Source organism: Allobosea sp. 47.2.35 (assembly GCF_024655635.1).
Lineage (GTDB): Bacteria > Pseudomonadota > Alphaproteobacteria > Rhizobiales > Beijerinckiaceae > Allobosea.
The window spans coordinates 36,598-52,671 of sequence record NZ_JANLGI010000014.1 but is presented as its reverse complement, the minus strand read 5'-3'; the positions used below and the strand labels follow the sequence as shown (position 1 = coordinate 52,671).

The 16,074-nt window shown below is 66.8% G+C and carries 17 protein-coding genes; 12 read left to right on the top strand and 5 right to left on the bottom strand.

Annotation, left to right across the window (positions count from 1 at the left end; all coding sequences use genetic code 11):
* Positions 1–94 precede the first annotated feature (94 nt).
* Positions 95–979, bottom strand: coding sequence for an aldose epimerase family protein (locus NUV79_RS17300; RefSeq protein WP_257734345.1), 885 nt, complete (start codon positions 977–979; stop codon positions 95–97).
* Positions 980–1,221: 242 nt separating this feature from the next.
* Between NUV79_RS17300 and NUV79_RS17295 the strand changes: the two genes are divergently transcribed.
* From NUV79_RS17295 to NUV79_RS17285, 3 genes are all read left to right on the top strand, one after another.
* A complete protein-coding gene (locus NUV79_RS17295) occupies positions 1,222–2,118 on the top strand; it encodes a 2-dehydro-3-deoxygalactonokinase (RefSeq protein WP_257734344.1) in 897 nt (298 codons plus the stop codon).
* Positions 2,115–3,035, top strand: coding sequence for a ribokinase (locus NUV79_RS17290; RefSeq protein WP_257734343.1), 921 nt, complete (start codon positions 2,115–2,117; stop codon positions 3,033–3,035). Before NUV79_RS17295 ends, NUV79_RS17290 begins: the two co-directional genes overlap by 4 nt.
* 132 nt (positions 3,036–3,167) lie before the next feature.
* On the top strand, positions 3,168–3,695 hold the full coding sequence (locus NUV79_RS17285; RefSeq protein ID WP_257734342.1) for a retropepsin-like aspartic protease family protein: 528 nt from the start codon (positions 3,168–3,170) through the stop codon (positions 3,693–3,695).
* A 162-nt stretch (positions 3,696–3,857) separates the two neighbouring features.
* Here NUV79_RS17285 and NUV79_RS17280 read toward each other — a convergent pair whose 3' ends face one another.
* The 3 genes from NUV79_RS17280 to NUV79_RS17270 all read right to left on the bottom strand — a co-directional run bounded on the left by NUV79_RS17280 (position 3,858) and on the right by NUV79_RS17270 (position 5,760).
* Entirely contained in the window at positions 3,858–4,451 is a 594-nt protein-coding gene (locus tag NUV79_RS17280; RefSeq protein WP_257734341.1) for a TadE/TadG family type IV pilus assembly protein, read from the bottom strand.
* A gap of 23 nt (positions 4,452–4,474) precedes the next feature.
* A complete protein-coding gene (locus tag NUV79_RS17275; protein ID WP_257734340.1) occupies positions 4,475–5,017 on the bottom strand; it encodes a TadE/TadG family type IV pilus assembly protein in 543 nt (180 codons plus the stop codon).
* A 242-nt stretch (positions 5,018–5,259) separates the two neighbouring features.
* The gene (locus tag NUV79_RS17270) at positions 5,260–5,760 is read right to left on the bottom strand and encodes a pilus assembly protein N-terminal domain-containing protein (RefSeq protein ID WP_257734339.1); all 501 of its coding nucleotides are present in this window, start codon (positions 5,758–5,760) and stop codon (positions 5,260–5,262) included.
* Between the two features lie 415 nt (positions 5,761–6,175).
* Between NUV79_RS17270 and NUV79_RS17265 the strand changes: the two genes are divergently transcribed.
* The 9 genes from NUV79_RS17265 to NUV79_RS17225 all read left to right on the top strand — a co-directional run bounded on the left by NUV79_RS17265 (position 6,176) and on the right by NUV79_RS17225 (position 14,926).
* Positions 6,176–6,346, top strand: coding sequence for a Flp family type IVb pilin (locus NUV79_RS17265; RefSeq protein WP_257734338.1), 171 nt, complete (start codon positions 6,176–6,178; stop codon positions 6,344–6,346).
* Positions 6,347–6,501: 155 nt separating this feature from the next.
* Positions 6,502–7,014 (top strand): A24 family peptidase, encoded by a 513-nt coding sequence (locus tag NUV79_RS17260; RefSeq protein WP_257734337.1) that lies wholly within the window; start codon positions 6,502–6,504, stop codon positions 7,012–7,014.
* Positions 7,015–7,141: 127 nt separating this feature from the next.
* Positions 7,142–7,918 (top strand): Flp pilus assembly protein CpaB, encoded by a 777-nt coding sequence (cpaB, locus tag NUV79_RS17255; protein WP_257734336.1) that lies wholly within the window; start codon positions 7,142–7,144, stop codon positions 7,916–7,918.
* Positions 7,915–9,360, top strand: a complete 1,446-nt coding sequence (locus NUV79_RS17250) for a type II and III secretion system protein family protein (protein ID WP_257734335.1) — start codon at positions 7,915–7,917, stop codon at positions 9,358–9,360. Before cpaB ends, NUV79_RS17250 begins: the two co-directional genes overlap by 4 nt.
* Before the next feature lie 34 nt (positions 9,361–9,394).
* Positions 9,395–10,141, top strand: coding sequence for a CpaD family pilus assembly protein (locus NUV79_RS17245; RefSeq protein ID WP_257734334.1), 747 nt, complete (start codon positions 9,395–9,397; stop codon positions 10,139–10,141).
* The gene (locus tag NUV79_RS17240) at positions 10,141–11,406 is read left to right on the top strand and encodes a CpaE/TadZ family protein (protein ID WP_257734333.1); all 1,266 of its coding nucleotides are present in this window, start codon (positions 10,141–10,143) and stop codon (positions 11,404–11,406) included. The genes NUV79_RS17245 and NUV79_RS17240 overlap by 1 nt, the downstream gene beginning before the upstream one ends.
* Before the next feature lie 80 nt (positions 11,407–11,486).
* Positions 11,487–12,935, top strand: coding sequence for a TadA family conjugal transfer-associated ATPase (locus tag NUV79_RS17235; RefSeq protein ID WP_257734332.1), 1,449 nt, complete (start codon positions 11,487–11,489; stop codon positions 12,933–12,935).
* Between the two features lie 27 nt (positions 12,936–12,962).
* Positions 12,963–13,940 carry a type II secretion system F family protein gene (locus tag NUV79_RS17230; RefSeq protein ID WP_257734331.1) on the top strand — a complete coding sequence of 326 codons (978 nt, stop codon included), beginning with the start codon at positions 12,963–12,965 and terminating at the stop codon, positions 13,938–13,940.
* An 8-nt stretch (positions 13,941–13,948) separates the two neighbouring features.
* Positions 13,949–14,926 (top strand): type II secretion system F family protein, encoded by a 978-nt coding sequence (locus NUV79_RS17225; protein WP_257734330.1) that lies wholly within the window; start codon positions 13,949–13,951, stop codon positions 14,924–14,926.
* 147 nt (positions 14,927–15,073) lie between these two features.
* On the opposite strand, the gene NUV79_RS17220 is transcribed toward NUV79_RS17225, so the two are convergent.
* Positions 15,074–15,931 carry a tetratricopeptide repeat protein gene (locus tag NUV79_RS17220; protein ID WP_257734329.1) on the bottom strand — a complete coding sequence of 286 codons (858 nt, stop codon included), beginning with the start codon at positions 15,929–15,931 and terminating at the stop codon, positions 15,074–15,076.
* Positions 15,932–16,074 lie beyond the last annotated feature (143 nt).

The window sequence follows — 16,074 nt, the reverse complement described above, 5'->3', positions numbered from 1 at the left end:
AGCCCCGTATTTCTTCGAAACACGGGGCTTTCCAAGTTCTTGTTTGGTCGTATTTTCTTCACGCGAACCGGCATCCACTTCGCTCGAAAATGCTTCAGATCGCCTCGGGCACGATCCTGAGCCAGCATTCCAGCGTCTCGCCCGGCGCCAGCCGCTGGAGCGGTGCGGCGGCGCGTGCCGCCGGCTCGCTCGGCGCGCCGATGGCGTGGCTTTGCGGCTCGACGCAAAGGAAATCCGCGCCTGCCGGCGCCCAGACCACCGGGCAGCCGAGATTGTCGCTCGCAGTCAAGGTGATGGCGAGACCGGTCGAGGGCGTCTCGATCCTCGCAATGCCGTCCCAGCCGAGGAAGCTCCAGGCGGTCACCGTCTCCGCGCGGAAGGGATGCGCTTCGGCATAAGGCCCGCCAGCGGCGAAGGCCTGCTGGCCCGTCGCGCGGAAGGCCTCCCCGAAGACCAGCGCGCCGGTGCTGCGCATGACGAGGCGGGTATCCGTTGCGCAGGGAAACCAGGGATGGTGCCCCATGCCGAACGGTAGTGCCGTCGTCGCTTCATTGGTGATCGCCATCCGGATGGTCATACCGGCCTCGTCGAGGCTGATATCCTGCCGCGCCCGGTAGCGATAAGGGTCCTCGCCGTCCGCGCGACGGTGTTCGAGGACGGTATGGCCACGGTCATACCGCAGGACATCCCAGGACGCCTGCCAGCCGAAGCCGTGAATGGCGCCGCCCGGATCGTTCTGCGGGACGAGGAAGCGCTGCTCGCCATCGTCGACGACGCAATCGAAGGCGCGGTTGGCGAAAGGCAGCAGCGCCCATGTCCCGAAAAAGTTCGGCGAGGTCGTGCCCGGTTGCCGCCCGGCGGGTGGGTAGAGCACGTCATAGCGCCGCCCGCCCGGCCCGCGCCAGCTCAGGGAGGAGACGATGCCGCCCATCTCGGGATGGATGACGGCGTCGAGGCCGCCCGCTTGCAGTTCGAGCATCCGGCTTTTCCGATTCGTCCTCGTGATCCCTGATCGCAGGGTTGCCGGGAAGTCGAAGCTTGCACAAGGCTTCCAACCTCCGGCCCTTGACCGGGCCGGGCGCGGCAGAGACAGTCGCGCGCCCTGGATCGCCGCGCGCCCTGTCGGATGCGATGACGGCGATCCATACATGTTTTGTCGCATCGGATTCTTCCGAAAAGTGGCTTCCACTTTTCGGTCCGATGCTGCTGCCGGAGCCTGCCATGCCCAAACCTCTGATCGCGCTCGACTGGGGAACGACCCGCGCGCGCGCCTTCCTGATCTCGGGGACGGGCGCGGTGCTTGAGCGGCGCATCGCCGATCGCGGCATCCAGTCGGTTCCGGCCGGCGGCTATCCGGAAGCCTTCGCCGAGCTGGCCGGCGATTTCCGCGAGGCTGCGCCCGATGCCGCGATCGTGCTCGCCGGCATGGTCGGCAGCCGCAATGGCTGGATCGAGGCGCGCTATGTCCCCTGCCCGGCTTCGCCTGCCGAGATCGCGGCCGCCGCGATCAAGGCCGAGCTCGATGCCGCGACGACGGCGACCATCCTGCCCGGCCTGAGCTGCGACGACGGCGCCTTCGACGTGATGCGTGGCGAGGAAACGCTGATCGTCGGGCTCGGCCTGAGCGACGGCATCGCCTGCCTGCCCGGCACCCATTCGAAATGGGCCGAGATCAAACAGGGCCGCATCACCCGCTTCGCCAGCTTCATGACCGGCGAGATCTACGGGCTCTTGCGCAACGATTCGATCCTCGCCCGGCTGGCGGAAGCGCCCTCCGAAGCGGACACGGCCGAGGGTGCCGCGCGCGGCCGCGCCGCAGCCGACCGGACGGGCGGACTGCTCAACACCGCCTTCGCGGCGCGTACCGAAGTCCTCGCCGGCCGGATGGCGGGCGGCGCGGTCGGCCCCTATCTCTCGGCGCTGCTGGTCGGTCAGGAGATCGCCGGCGCCGAGGCCCTGTTCGGCAAGGGCCAGCAAGTTCACCTCGTCGCGGACGGCGCCTTGGCCGAGAGCTATGGTGCCGGCTTGCGAGCAAGGGGTCACGATCTCCAGCTCATCTCGCCCGAGGCCGCCTTCGTGGCGGGCGTGCGGCGGCTCGCGACGGATCTTCCGGCATGATCGTCGTCTTCGGCTCGATCAATATCGATCTCGTGACGCCGGTCGAGCGCCTGCCGGGGCCGGGCGAGACCGTACTCGGCCCGGGCTACGCCCTGCATCCCGGCGGCAAGGGCGCCAACCAGGCGCTCGCCGCGCGGCGCGCCGGTGCGGATGTCGTGCTCGTCGGCGCGACCGGGCGGGACAGATTCAGCGATACCGCGCTGGCGCTGCTCACCGCCGACGGGGTCGATCTCGATCATGTCGCACAGGTCGACCAGCCGACCGGCGCCGCCTTCATCGCGACGGATCGCGAGGGCGCCAACCAGATCATCGTCGCAGCCGGCGCCAATGCTGCCGTGCGGCCGGATGCCCTGCGGCAGCTCGAGCTCGCGGCGGAGGATATCCTGCTCCTGCAGCGCGAGGTTCCCGAGGAGGCCTGCCTGGAGGCCGCCCGCGCGATGAAGCGGGCCGGCGGGCGCGTGATCCTCAACCTCGCCCCGGCCGAGGCCCCGTCGGCTGCCCTGCTCGACCAGCTCGACATGCTGATCGTCAACGAGCACGAGGCGATGGTGCTTGCGCAGGCCCTCGGCTGGCCAGAGCATGCCCCGGATGCGATCGCGCGCCGGCTCGACGGCGAGCGGCGCATCGCCACGATCGCGACGCTGGGAGCGGCCGGCGTCGTCGCCTGGATCGACGGTGCCCGTCATCGGTTCGAAGCCCCGCAGGTCGCGGTCGTCGATACGGTTGCGGCAGGAGACAGCTTTGCCGGCGCCTTCGCCGCCGCGCTTGCGGCCGGCAAGGAGATGGGCGCGGCACTGCGCGACGGGCTCGCCGCCGGCTCTCTCGCCTGCACGCGACGCGGTGCCCAGCCGAGCATTCCCCGAGCCGCCGAGATCGCGGCACTGGTCGCCACGCTCGCGGGCGAAGCAGCCCGGTAAGCCCGGGTTAAGCCTGCCGGCAATCGCCCGTGCCTCCACAGCCCGGTTGCGCGCAAATACGCGCAACCTCTTCATCTTTCGTCAGGGCCCGCTCCCGCATCGTGCAGAACCGGCAGAAGGACCGGAGGGGCCGTGACGACATCACCATTGACCTGGGCGTTGAGTGTGGCCGGGGCCGCGGCTGTCGGGGCGTTGTCCTATACGCAGCTGGTCGCCCCGCGCATGACGAGCGAGGCGCCCTCCATCGCCGCCGCCACGGCGGAGCAGAAGGCTCCGGGGCCGCGCATCCCTTCGACGCTCGCCGTCGCCGCCGATTATCGCGGGCACTATATCGTGCACCCTTCCGTCGACAATTACCGCATCAAGATGATGGTCGATACCGGCGCCAGCATCGTGGCCCTGACCGCCGCCGATGCCCGCGCGCTCGGGATCAAGAACGATGCCTCGACGCGCAAGATGATGCTCAGCACCGCCAACGGAACGGTCGTGGGCTTCAGGACGACCCTGCGGGAGATCCGGCTCGGCGATATCGTCGTGCGCAATGTCGAGGCCGTCGTCCTGCCCGAGCGGGCGCTCACGATGAGCCTCCTGGGCAATTCCTTCCTCAGCAAGCTCCAGGGCTATGAGGTCCAGACCGGACGCATGGTGCTGCGCGGCTGAAGCCGTCGCTTCAACCGGAACGATGCACGTTCCGCAAGCGCCGTTGCGGGAATGGAAGCCGACGGAATCTGGCCTGGCACGCCGGGCGTCAGTAGCCGGCGGCACCCGCTCGCCCTGAAGAGCGCCCAACCCCTCAGCGAGATGGCCTTATCGCATCCCGCTTCAGAAGGTCGGGCAGAAGTTTGCGTCTGTTCGCTTCACTTGTTCGATGTTCAACGTGCCGCCGGCGAGGCCGTTGCGCGGACGCGTGTAGATCGGAGTGCCGCCCAGCGTGAGCTCTCCGGTCAGGACGTAGCCGACGGCTGGCGTATAGCGATAGGTCGCGCGCGCCATGATGACGGAAGAGTTGGCGATCCGGACGCTGTCGGGCACCGTCACTGTGGAGCCGCGTGCCAGCACCGTGCTGTTGCGCTGGTTGCTCCAGCAGACACGGGCGACGCCGGCTGAATCGATCACGACATTGCTGATGGTCATGCTGGCCTTGCTGGGATCATACGGCATCAAGATCGACTGCCCGGCATCGAATATGCTTTCGACATCGGCGGGTGCGACGGATTGAACCCGTGCCGTGAGATCGGAGAGGGCGAAGGTCAATTGCGCGACCTTGCGGTTGATCATCACCAGCTGCGCCACCTCCACCATCCCGATATAGGCGATGAGCATCACCGGCAGCGTCATGGCGAACTCGACGAGCGCCACGCCCTTTCGATCCCGGCAGAACCGGCGCCAGAGCGGCAGTCTCGTCTTTCTCTGCATGTCCCTCATCCCTGCCAACGACGCTAGAACGGCTCAGCCCGGAAGGCGGCGCTCGCGACGATGCCGCGCCGGCCGGTCCCGATATTGGCGAGGGAAGCCGAGGCCCAGCTCGTCAGGAAGAGCTTGTAGTCGAGCACGGCGCGCACCACGACGATGTCGCTCTTCTGCGGCTGCGTATAGGAGAAGCTGCTCGTATTGAGAGCGCCCCCCGAAATGGGATTGCTCGCTGAGGTTCCCGCGCTGGCATCGGCAAAGCTGCTGTAAACCCGCACGTCGACGGCCAGCTTCGAGCAGTCGATGAGCCCCATCGGCGCGAGTGCGCAGATATTATCGCGGAACTTCGCGGCATTCGCCGCACCGGTCGAGGCCGTATAGATGCTGCGCGACTGCCCCGTGACCAGCGAGCGCGAGACCTGCGAGACCGATTCTTCCAGGACCTGGTTGGTCCAGAACATCAGGGCGGTTTCGAAAATCGCGAAGAGAAGCGCGAAGAACGGAACCGCGACGAAAGCGAACTCCACCGCAGCCGCCCCGTCCTGGGAGCGGCGGAAGCGGCGGAACAGCAAGCGGCCGGCGCCGCTGCGCCGTGACCCGCGATCCAGCAGAGGAGTATCTTGCGGTCGTTTGAACATCCGTTTGCCCCGACGAGCTTCGGCTCTAGCCGGAATCTCTAAGGCAAAAGAATTTCAGATCGGTTAGGGGCGGCGCCGGCCAGCCGGAAGCAGCGTGAAGCTTTCGCTAACCATCGCCGGCGAGCCGAGCCAGGCATGGGCGCCCTCGCGCGCGCGTACCTGATAGACGCCCATCGTTAGTTCCGCCCGGCCGTGGTCGCCAGCGCATTGCGGGCCGTCGCCTGTCCCGACGTATTTGCGAAGAACCTGCTCTCGTCGCCCATCTGGACAGAGGGCTGGCACTCGGGATTGCAGGAATAGCTCTCGCGATCCATGCCCCGCTGCACCGTCAGAACCTCATCAGACGCCTTGCCGACCCGCACCAGCGATTCCGCGAGGAGCGCCCCGTTGGCATCGAGCGCGATCAGGTTGGTCACCCCGAAGCTCTTGCCGGTGACGATCATGACGCCATTGCGCTGGACGGAGACATCCGCGATGGCGGGATTGCCGACAACGACCGTCTGCGCCTTCTCGGGCAGCCGTACGACCTTCGCATGGTCGACCGTGACGATGACGGCATCGGATTGCGCCCGCTGCGGCGCAGCGTCAGCACCACCGCAAGCAGCGATCGCCAAGGCTGTCGCGGCCGCCCAGCGGGTGAGCCAGCGCCGCCCCTCGGGAGCACGGATGATCAACATGGCGGCGCCTCAAGCTTTGCGACCCTGCCAGTGAAGCCCAAAATGATGAATCAAATCCTAAGCACACGCAGAGCAGCGATTTCACGCCGCCGGCCACAACTTGTCGCAACGGAACACCGATACGCATTACGGTTCACAGTCGAGCGACCCCAAACTAAATCGATGTCATTCAAGCCGATAAACGGCCTGTTTACCGACAATTTCTCAGCTATCGAGCTCTGTTCGCAGGACCATCCTCAATTTAAGCCTGTTAAAGCAGGCGTTAACTACAGAAATAACGTCCCGGCAAAGCAGCCAATTCTTCAATCCGCTTAACCGATCAGCAAGATGAGCGCGCTAATGTCACTCCTGTCGCTGACCGAAGCCACCTCAGAGCACAGGCAGCCGTCAAACCGTGGTGTAAAGGAGTTCCAGCATGACCAACGTTTTCAAGCGCTTCGTCAAGGACGAGTCGGGCGCCACCGCCATCGAGTACGGCCTGATCGCGGCCCTCGTCGCCGTCGCCGCCATCGTCGGCATGACCGCCGTCGGCACGAAGCTCGAGGCGCTCTTCCAGCACATCCAGAGCAAGCTCAACATCTCCTAATCGAGTGTTCTGGAACCGCCGGTTCCAAGCTGCCAGCGAACGCCCCGGCCCCAGGCCGGGGCGTTCTGCATTCCGGAGGCCATTCTCCGCAAATCCGTAAGGCTTTGGTGAGGGATGGCTGTCACTCTGTGGTGGATTGCTGATTGGACCATGCCATGTCGCTTTCCCTGATCGTCCTGCTCGGCGTTTTCCCGCTCGCGATGGCCTATGCCGCCGTCAGCGACCTCGTCTCCATGACGATTTCGAACCGGCTCTGCCTGTTCCTGGTGGCCTCCTTCGCCCTGTGCGCCGTGCTGCTCGGCCTCAGCCTGTCCGAGATCGGCTGGCATCTGGCCGCGGGGGCGCTGGTCCTTCTGATCGCCTTCGGGCTGTTCGCAGCAGGCTGGATCGGCGGCGGCGACGCCAAGCTCGCCGCGGCGACGGCCTTGTGGTTCGGCTTCGATCAGCTCATGCCCTACCTTTCGATCGCCGGCATTCTCGGCGGCCTTCTCACGATCATCATTCTCATGCTGCGCTCCGGCCCGCTGCCCGCCCTTGCCGAAAACTGGCCGTGGGTCCGCCGGCTCCATGCCGCCAACGAGGGCGTCCCCTACGGCATCGCGCTCGCCTTCGCGGCCCTGCTGGTCCTGCCGGAGACGGCGCTCTGGCACGCCGCGATCGGCGTCTGATACCGGCACGACGCAAAGTCACGGCAGCAGCCTTCAAAAAATATACGACCGATTAACCATAAGTTGACGTTTCCGAACGACGATCCGGGACGAGAGCCAATCACACTTGGCCGAGGATCGTTCGTCCATGAGTCCCGCACGCATCATCATTCTCGTGGTCGCGCTCGTGGCAGGGCTAGGCGCGGCGCTGCTGGCACAGCGCCCTTCCAAGGAGCCTGCCCCCGTCGCGAAGATCGAGGCCGCGCCAACGGTGCCGGTCCTGGTCGCCGCAACCGACATCCCCGTCGGCAACACGGTGACGGCCAATGACCTGCGCTGGCTCGACTGGCCGCTGGCCAGCGTGCCGAACGGCATCATCCGGAAGGACGAAACGCCCGAGGCCGAACAGGAGATCATCGGGCAGGTCGCGCGCTACGCCACCCTCGGCGCCGAGCCGATCCGGCGCGAGAAACTGATCAAGACCGACGGAACCGGTTTCCTTTCGGCCGTTCTCCCGTCCGGCAAGCGCGCCGTCGCCATCAGCACCGACAGCCGCGGCGCCAACACCGCCGGCGGCTTCATCCTTCCCAATGACCGCGTCGACGTCGTTTCCACGATCCGCAGCGAGGGGTCCAGCGGCAGCGAAGGCTATGCCAGCGAAGTGATCCTGCGCAACATCCGCGTGCTCGCCATCGGGCAGAACGTCCAGGAGCGCAACGGCGAGAAGGTCGTGGTCGGCGAGACCGCCACGCTCGAGATCGATCCCGGACAGGTCGAGATCGTCGCCCAGGCCCAGAAGACGGGCACGCTCTCCCTGGCCCTGCGCAGCCTCAAGGATGCCGGCGAAACGACGCCGCCAGGCCAGGCCGAAAACTCCATGACCCTCGTGCGCTACGGTGTCACCTCGAAGAGCGTGAAGCCATGATCAGATCTTCTCTCCGCATCGCGACGGCTCTCGCGCTCATCCTGGCCGCCGGCAGCGCCGGAGCCCAGACAACCGGAAGCGGCCCGGCCCCCGTCCTCAATGTGGGATCGAGCGAGAACGCGATCTCGCGCAGACTCGACCTCTCGATCGGCCGCTCGCTGATCGTGGAATTACCCCGCGACGCCAAGGAGGTGTTCGTCGCCAATCCGAAGGTCGCCAACGCGGTGGTCCGGACGGCGCGCAAGCTCTTCATCATCGGTATCGCCGACGGCTCGACCTCCATGTTCGTGATGGATGGCGACGGCCAGCAGATCACCGCGCTCGACATCAATGTCGGACGCGACCTCAACGTGCTCAGGCAGACGCTGCGCACGGCCCTGCCGAACTCGCAGATCGACATCAAGCCGGCGGGCGATTCGATCCTGCTCGTCGGGACGGTGCCGAACGCCTCGGAAGCGACCCAGGCGGTCGACATCGCCAAGGCCTTCGTCGGCGGCGCCTCCTCCTGGCGGACCGGGACGGTGATCAACTCGCTGACGCTGCGCGATCGCGACCAGGTGATGGTGAAGGTCACGGTGTCGGAAATCTCGCGCAAGGCGATCAAGCAGCTCGGCATCAACTCGACCGGCGAATGGAAGCTCGGCAAATTCTCGATCACCCCGACCGTCGACAACCCGTTCTCGCTGTCGCCGCAGGCTCTCTCCGCCTCGGCCATCGGCGCCGGCCTCGGCAACACCCAGAACTTCACGCTGCGGGCGCTTGAGCGCGCCGGAATGGCGCGCGTTCTGGCGGAGCCCACGGTCACCGCCATCTCGGGTGAGAGCGCGAAGTTCACCGCCGGCGGCGAAGTGCCGGTCCCGAAGGGGCAGAGCTGCTCCTACGATGTGTTCAACCGCCGCACCTGCCAGGTCCAGATCGAGTACAAGCCGATCGGCGTCGCCCTCAACTTCACGCCGATCGTGATGTCCGACACCAAGATCAGCATGCGCATCGCCACCGAGGTCACGGAACTCGACTTCGAAAACCAGCTGCGCATGAGCGGCAACAACGAGGAGGCGCTCAACACGCCCGCCTTCCGCGTTCGCAAGTCCGACACCACGGTCGAATTGCCCTCGGGCGGGACGCTGGCCACGGCCGGCCTGATCCAGCGCGTCTCGCGGCAGTCGATCAACGGACTGCCAGGGCTGATGAACCTGCCGATCATCGGCACCCTGTTCCGCTCGCGCGACTATCAGCGCGAGGAAACCGAGCTGATGATCATGGTCACGCCCTATATCGCCAAGCCGATGCAGCCGAACCAGATCCAGAGGCCGGATGACGGCTTCGTCGAGGCGCACGACTCCCAGGCGATTCTGCTGGGGCGGCTCAACAAGATCTACGGCAGCGGCGGCGGCCCGGTTCCCCAGGCCTACAAGGGCCGCGTCGGCTTCATCGCCGACTGAGCGCCCGGTGACAACGATGATGGATGGCCAGACCATGACGGTTTCCTCCCGGATCGACTTGACAGGATCGCGCCTGATCGTTGCCGTGCTGGCGCTCGGCGCCGTCCTCGGCGGCTGCGCCAAGCGCTCGGTCGAGGCCGACACGCTTGCCTTCGGGCCGGAAGACGTCCGGGAGCGGCACCCGATCGTGCTCCGCGACGCGCCGCGCTCGCTCGACGTCTTCGTCGGGCGCAGCGGCAGCACGCTCGACGCGCGGCAGGCCGAGGATGTCGCGAGCTTTGCCCGCGAATTCCGCCGTTCCGGCAAAGGCGGCCTCGTGGCGGAGGTCCCGACCGGGGCGCGCCGCGATCATGCCACCCAAGGCACGCTGCACGGCATCCGGACGGCGCTGTCGCGCGGCGGCGTCTCGCCCAGCATCCTCAGCGTGCGCAGCTATCCGGTCCAGGATCCCGGTCTCGCCTCGCCGATCCGCCTGACCTTCGCCTCGCTTCAGGCGAGCGTCCCGCACGCCTGCGGACAATGGCCAACCGATCTGGGCACCTCCGACTTCCGGTTCTCGACCTCGAACGCCCCATACTGGAATCTGGGCTGCTCCTCGCAGGCGACGCTGGCGGCCCAGGTTGCCGACCCGATCGATCTCGTCCGGTCGCGCGACGAGGGCCGTCCCGACATGGTCAAGCGCATGGGCGCCATCGCCAAGATCCGCGAGGGCCGCGACCCCTCGACCCAGTACCGGCAGGCGACGCCGCAGATCAACGCTTCGGTCGGAGGCAGCAACTGATGCAGGCTGATTCCCACGAGAGCCCGACCAGCGAGCTGCCAAGCGACGAGACCATTGCGCCCCTGCCGCGCATCACGCTGCAGGCTTTCTGCGAAACGCCGGCCGTCGCCGCGACCATGCAGGCTGCCGTCGCCGACCGGCGCATGGACAAGGCCCATGCCCGCATCCAGATGGGCGGCCCCGCCGCTGCCGTCGAAGCCTTCCGGGCAGCGCCGACGCCGAACATCATCGTGCTCGAGGCTGTGGCCGATCCGGCGACGCTGGTGGCGCATCTCGAAGCCCTGTCCGAAAGCTGCGACGCCGGCACCAAGGTGGTCGTGATCGGCCATGTCAACGACGTCCAGCTCTATCGCGACCTGATCCGCCGCGGCGTCAGCGAATATCTCATCGCGCCGCTGGAGCCTCTCGACGTCCTGCGCACGCTCTCGGAGCTCTATATCGCCCCGGAGGCCCGCAATCTCGGGCGCGTGATCGCGGTCATGGGCGCCAAGGGCGGCGTCGGCGCCTCGACGGTCGCGCATAACGTCTCCTGGGCGATCGCGCGCAATCTCGATGCCTCGACCGTGATCGTCGATCTCGACATCGCCTTCGGCACGGCCGGCCTCAACTTCAACCAGGATCCGCCGCAAGGCATCGCGGAAGCGGTGTTCGCGCCGGAACGCCTCGATTCCAACCTGCTGGACAGGCTCCTGTCGCGCTGCAGCGACAACCTCGCGCTGCTGGCTGCCCCGGCGATCCTCGACCGGACGGTCGATCTCGACGAGGACGCGCTCGAGCAGCTCCTCGAGCTGCTGCGCGCCAGCGTGCCGTGCATCATCCTCGACGTGCCGCACCAGTGGAATGCCTGGGTGAAGCGGACGGTGCTCGGCGCCGACGAAATCGTCATCGTCGCCGAGCCCGAACTCGCCTCGCTGCGCAACGCCAAGAACCTGGTCGACCTGTCGCGCGCGACGCGGCCGAACGACGGGGTCGCGCGGCTCGTCCTCAACCGCGTCGGCGTGCCGAAGCGGCCCGAGATCAGCGCGGCCGAGTTCGCCAAGGCGCTCGGCATCGACGTGCTCAGCACGGTCCCCTTCGACGCCCAGCTCTTCGGCACGGCCGCCAATAACGGCCAGATGATCGCCGAGGTGCAGGCCGGCAGCAAGGCGACCGAAGCCTTCACCCAGATCGCCAGCGCCCTGACCGGACGTGGCGAAGCCAAGCGGAGCCGGCGCAGCCTGCTTGAACCGTTCGTCGCGAAGCTGAAGCGCCGCAAGGCCTCGTGACCGGCGGAGACGAACGATGACGGGGCGACGCCCGGACGCCAGGCGAGAGACCGGCCCGGAGCGGGCGGGAGAGTGTTGAGATGTTCGGCAAGCGATCCGCAGGCGCAGGTACCGCGCCCAACCTGAACGCAAGGACGCCCGCGGTCGCACAAGCCGCGCCGCGCAAGCCCGAGCCCGCGCCGGCGGCCGTGGAGGAGCGCAAGGTCGCGCAGGTCGCCGAGACGGCCGCGCGCTCCGAAGACTACTACCAGATGAAGAGCATGATCTTCGGGGCGCTGATCGAGGCCATCGATCTGTCGCAGCTCGCGAAGCTCGACTCCGAATCGGCGCGTGAGGAAATCCGCGACATCATCAACGAGATCATCTCGCTGAAGAACGTCGTGCTCTCGATCGCCGAGCAGGAGGAACTGCTCGACGACATCTGCAACGACGTGCTGGGCTACGGGCCGCTCGAACCCCTGCTGGCGCGCGACGATATCGCCGACATCATGGTCAACGGTGCCGGCCGGACCTTCATCGAAACCGCCGGCAAGATCCAGCTCACCAACATCCGCTTCCGCGACAACGCGCAGCTGATGAACATCTGCCAGCGCATCGTCAGCCAGGTCGGCCGCCGCGTCGACGAGAGCTCGCCGATCTGCGACGCACGCCTCGCCGACGGCTCGCGCGTCAACGTGATCGCACCGCCGTTGGCGATCGACGGCCCGGCGCTGACCATCCGCAAGTTCAAGAAGGACAAGCTGACACTCGACCAGCTCGTCAAGTTCGGGGCGATCTCGCCGCCGGGCGCCGAACTTCTGAAGATCATCGGCCGCGTCCGCTGCAACATCGTCATCTCGGGCGGCACGGGCTCGGGCAAGACGACGCTGCTGAACTGCCTGACCAACTATATCGACCATGACGAGCGCGTCATCACCTGCGAGGACGCCGCCGAGCTCCAGCTCCAGCAGCCGCATGTGGTGCGCCTCGAAACCCGCCCGCCCAACCTGGAAGGCACGGGCGCGGTGACGATGCGAGACCTCGTCAAGAACTGCCTGCGCATGCGTCCCGAGCGCATCATCGTCGGCGAGGTGCGCGGACCGGAAGCCTTCGACCTGCTCCAGGCGATGAACACGGGCCATGACGGCTCGATGGGCACGCTGCACGCCAACTCGCCGCGCGAGTGCCTGAGCCGCGTCGAATCGATGATCACGATGGGCGGCTTCTCGCTGCCTTCGAAGACCTTGCGCGAAATGCTGTGTTCCTCGGTCGACGTCATCATCCAGGCCCAGCGCCTGCGCGACGGCTCGCGCCGCATCACCCACATCACCGAAGTGATGGGCATGGAAGGCGAGGTGATCACGACGCAGGACCTGATGATCTACGACATCATCGGCGAGGACGCCGCCGGCAAGCTCATCGGCCGGCATCGCGCCACCGGAGTCGGGCGCCCGCGCTTCTGGGAGCGCGCGCGCTATTTCGGCGAGGAACAGCGCCTTGCCGCCGCCCTCGACCAGCTCGAGGAGGCAGGCGTCAGCAATGCCATGTGAGCGCGAGGCTTCACCGGAGCTCCAGCCATGAACACGAGCACGCTCGCGGTCGCGCTCCTGGCCATGCTCGCCGTCGGCGGCGTGGTCTACGCACTGCTTTATCCGACACTCAGCGGCGAGAAGCGTGCCGAGAAGCGGCGCAAGGAATTCGCCGGCCCGAGCACGGCCCGCGGCATCGACCGGGAGGCGCAGGCGCGCAACAAGCGCGGCCAGATCGCACAGAGCCTCAAGGACATCGAGAACCGCGAGAGCGCGCGCAACAAGGTGTCGCTCGAGCAGCGCATCGGTCAGGCCGGCCTCTCCTGGACGCCCAAGAAATACTACGTGATCAGCGCCGGGCTGGCGATCGCCCTCGGGCTCACGCTCTGGATCGTGAGCGGGAACTGGATCCTGGCGCTCGCCGGCCTCTTCATCGGCGGTTTCGGCATGCCCGCCTGGTATCTCAAGCGCTGCAAGAACCGGAGGCTGAAGAAATTCGGCATCGAGTTCCCGAACGCGCTCGACGTGATCGTGCGCGGCATCAAGGCCGGCCTGCCGGTGAATGACTGCCTGCGCATCATCGCCAACGAGGCCGTGGAGCCGGTGAAGACCGAGTTCAGGTTGATCATCGAGGGGCAGGCGCTGGGACTGCCGCTGGCGGAAGCCACCACCAAGCTCTTCGAGCGGATGCCCTGCGCCGAGGCGAATTTCTTCGGCATCGTCATCTCCATCCAGCAGAAGACCGGCGGCAACCTCTCCGAGACGCTCGGGAACCTGTCGCGCGTGCTGCGCGAGCGGCGCAAGATGCGCGACAAGATCCAGGCCGTGTCGATGGAGGCCAAGGCCTCCGCGGCCATCATCGGCTCGCTGCCGCCGATCGTCGCGGTCCTGATTTGGCTCACCACGCCGAAATACATCGAGATTCTCTGGCTCAGCCAGGCCGGCAAGTTCGCGATGGTCGCGGGCGGGATCTGGATGCTGATCGGCGTGCTGATCATGCGCAAGATGATCAACTTCGACATCTGAGGCGAGCGATGATTTCCCAGATCGTCAACAGCGTCACCAATCCTCAGTTCATTCTCGGGCTGCTGGCCGCGATCGCGGCGGCGGCGACCGTGCTGACCATCGCCATCCCGCTGACCGAAGGCAACAATCTCCAGAAGCGCATGAAGAACGTCGCGACGGAGCGCGACAAGATCCGTGCCCGCGAGCGCGACAGGTTGAGCCGGCAGAACGAGAAGGTCTCGCTGCGGCAGGAGCCGAAAGCCTACATGCGGCGGATCGTGGAACGCTTCAAGCTCGGCGACTGGCTCGGCACCGAAAACGCCAAGAAGCAGCTCGCCATGGCCGGCTATCGCGGCCCTCAGGCCGAGATCGCCTTCCTGTTCTTCCGTCTCGCTACCCCTGTCGGGCTGTTCCTGTTCACGCTGTTCTACGTCTTCGTCATCAATGATTTCGGCCAGCCTTTCGCGGTCAAGGTCGGCATGGGCATCGCCGGCGCCTATCTCGGCATCAAGGCGCCCGAGATCTTCCTGTCGAACCAGGCGGGCAAGCGGCAAGCTTCGATGCGGCTGGCCTTTCCGGATGCGCTCGACCTGCTGCTGATCTGCGTCGAATCCGGCATGTCGATCGAGCATGCCTTCCGCAAGGTCGCGGGCGAGATCGGCAACCAGTCGGTGCCGCTGGCGGAGGAGTTCGCGCTGTGCACGGCAGAGCTGTCCTATCTGACCGACCGCCGCATCGCCTATGAGAACCTCGCGCTCCGCACCGGCCTGGAAAGCGTGAAATCGGTGACGACGGCGCTGATCCAGGCAGAGCGCTACGGCACGCCGCTCGGCACCGCCCTGCGCGTTCTGGCGCAGGAAAGCCGTGACCAGCGCATGTCGGCCGCCGAGAAGAAGGCCGCCGCGCTGCCGCCGAAGCTCACCGTGCCGATGATCCTGTTCTTCCTGCCGGTGCTGTTCGTGATCATCATGACGCCCGCCCTGGTGCAGGTCTTCAAGTGGGAGTGAGGGCTTCAACCGCCCGGCGCTCGGCTTGAGAACCGCAGCGCATATCCGCCAGGACACATCAGAAAGGCCGGAGCCCCGAAGCTCCGGCCTTCTTTCATTGTCCAGGATGCCGGCGCGAAAGTGTGGCTCGGCGGATTTTTCTTTCCCTCAGGCCGGTGGCGCGGCGGCAGGCGCGCTGCCCGATCCGTTCGCCAGCGGCTGCCTGGCCTGCGACGGGCCCCGGCCCTTGCCGCCCTTCAGCAGTTCCCAGCTGTTCTGCTGGCTGACGCTGCGCTTGAGATAGGCGATCGTCGCCGCCGCCTCGGCGGGGCTCTGGTCGCGACGGGCCAGCGTCTCGGCTTCGCCGAAGCGGCCTTGCAGGCCGAGGACGAAGACGAGATTCTGCCGGACCCGCGCATCGGCCCTGTCCGAGGCAACGGCCTCGGCCAGCACCCGCTCGGCCTCCGGCAGATTGCGCGACAGGGCGAGCGACAGCCCGTAATTCGACATGATCGTCGGCTCGTTCGGAGCCAGCCTCAGGGCCGTCTGGTAGATCTGCTGGGCGCGGGCATGCTCGCCCATCTGGTCGGCGACGGTGCCTTGCGCCGACAAGATCCGCCAGTCGGGCCGCTCGGGAGAATGCGCTCGCGACAAAACCTCGTCCGCCTCACGCAGCCGCCCGTTATCGGCAAGCGAGCGGCCATAGGCGCCGAGAAGCTCGCGATCGTCCTGATGGGCGAGGACCGCGCCCTGAAGCACGGCCAGGGCCTGAGCATTCTGATCGAGGCCACGCAGCGCCCGCGCGTAGTAGAAGGCGGCGTCGCGGTCCTTGGGATTGGCGTCGTAGCGCTTGGCCCAGGTTTCACGGTCGGCCTGCCAGTCCGAAGCCGTGCGCGGCTGGCTCGCCTGGCTGCTGCGGCCGATCGAGCCGGTAATGTCGCCCGGGCCGCCGCGTCCCTGGCAGCCGGCCAAAGCGAGCGCCGCAAGGCAGACGGCGAAGCCAAGACCAAGGCGGGACGCCCGCACGGGCTCGCGGACTGAAGAATGGGGCCGGGCTGAAGGCATGGGCCGGATCGCCTCCCGAAAACGGGTCGTCTGGATGGGTTCGACTGGTCGATCCGGTGATAAAGCGTTAACCCTAATGCATTCTTAATCGCCTTCCTGACGCT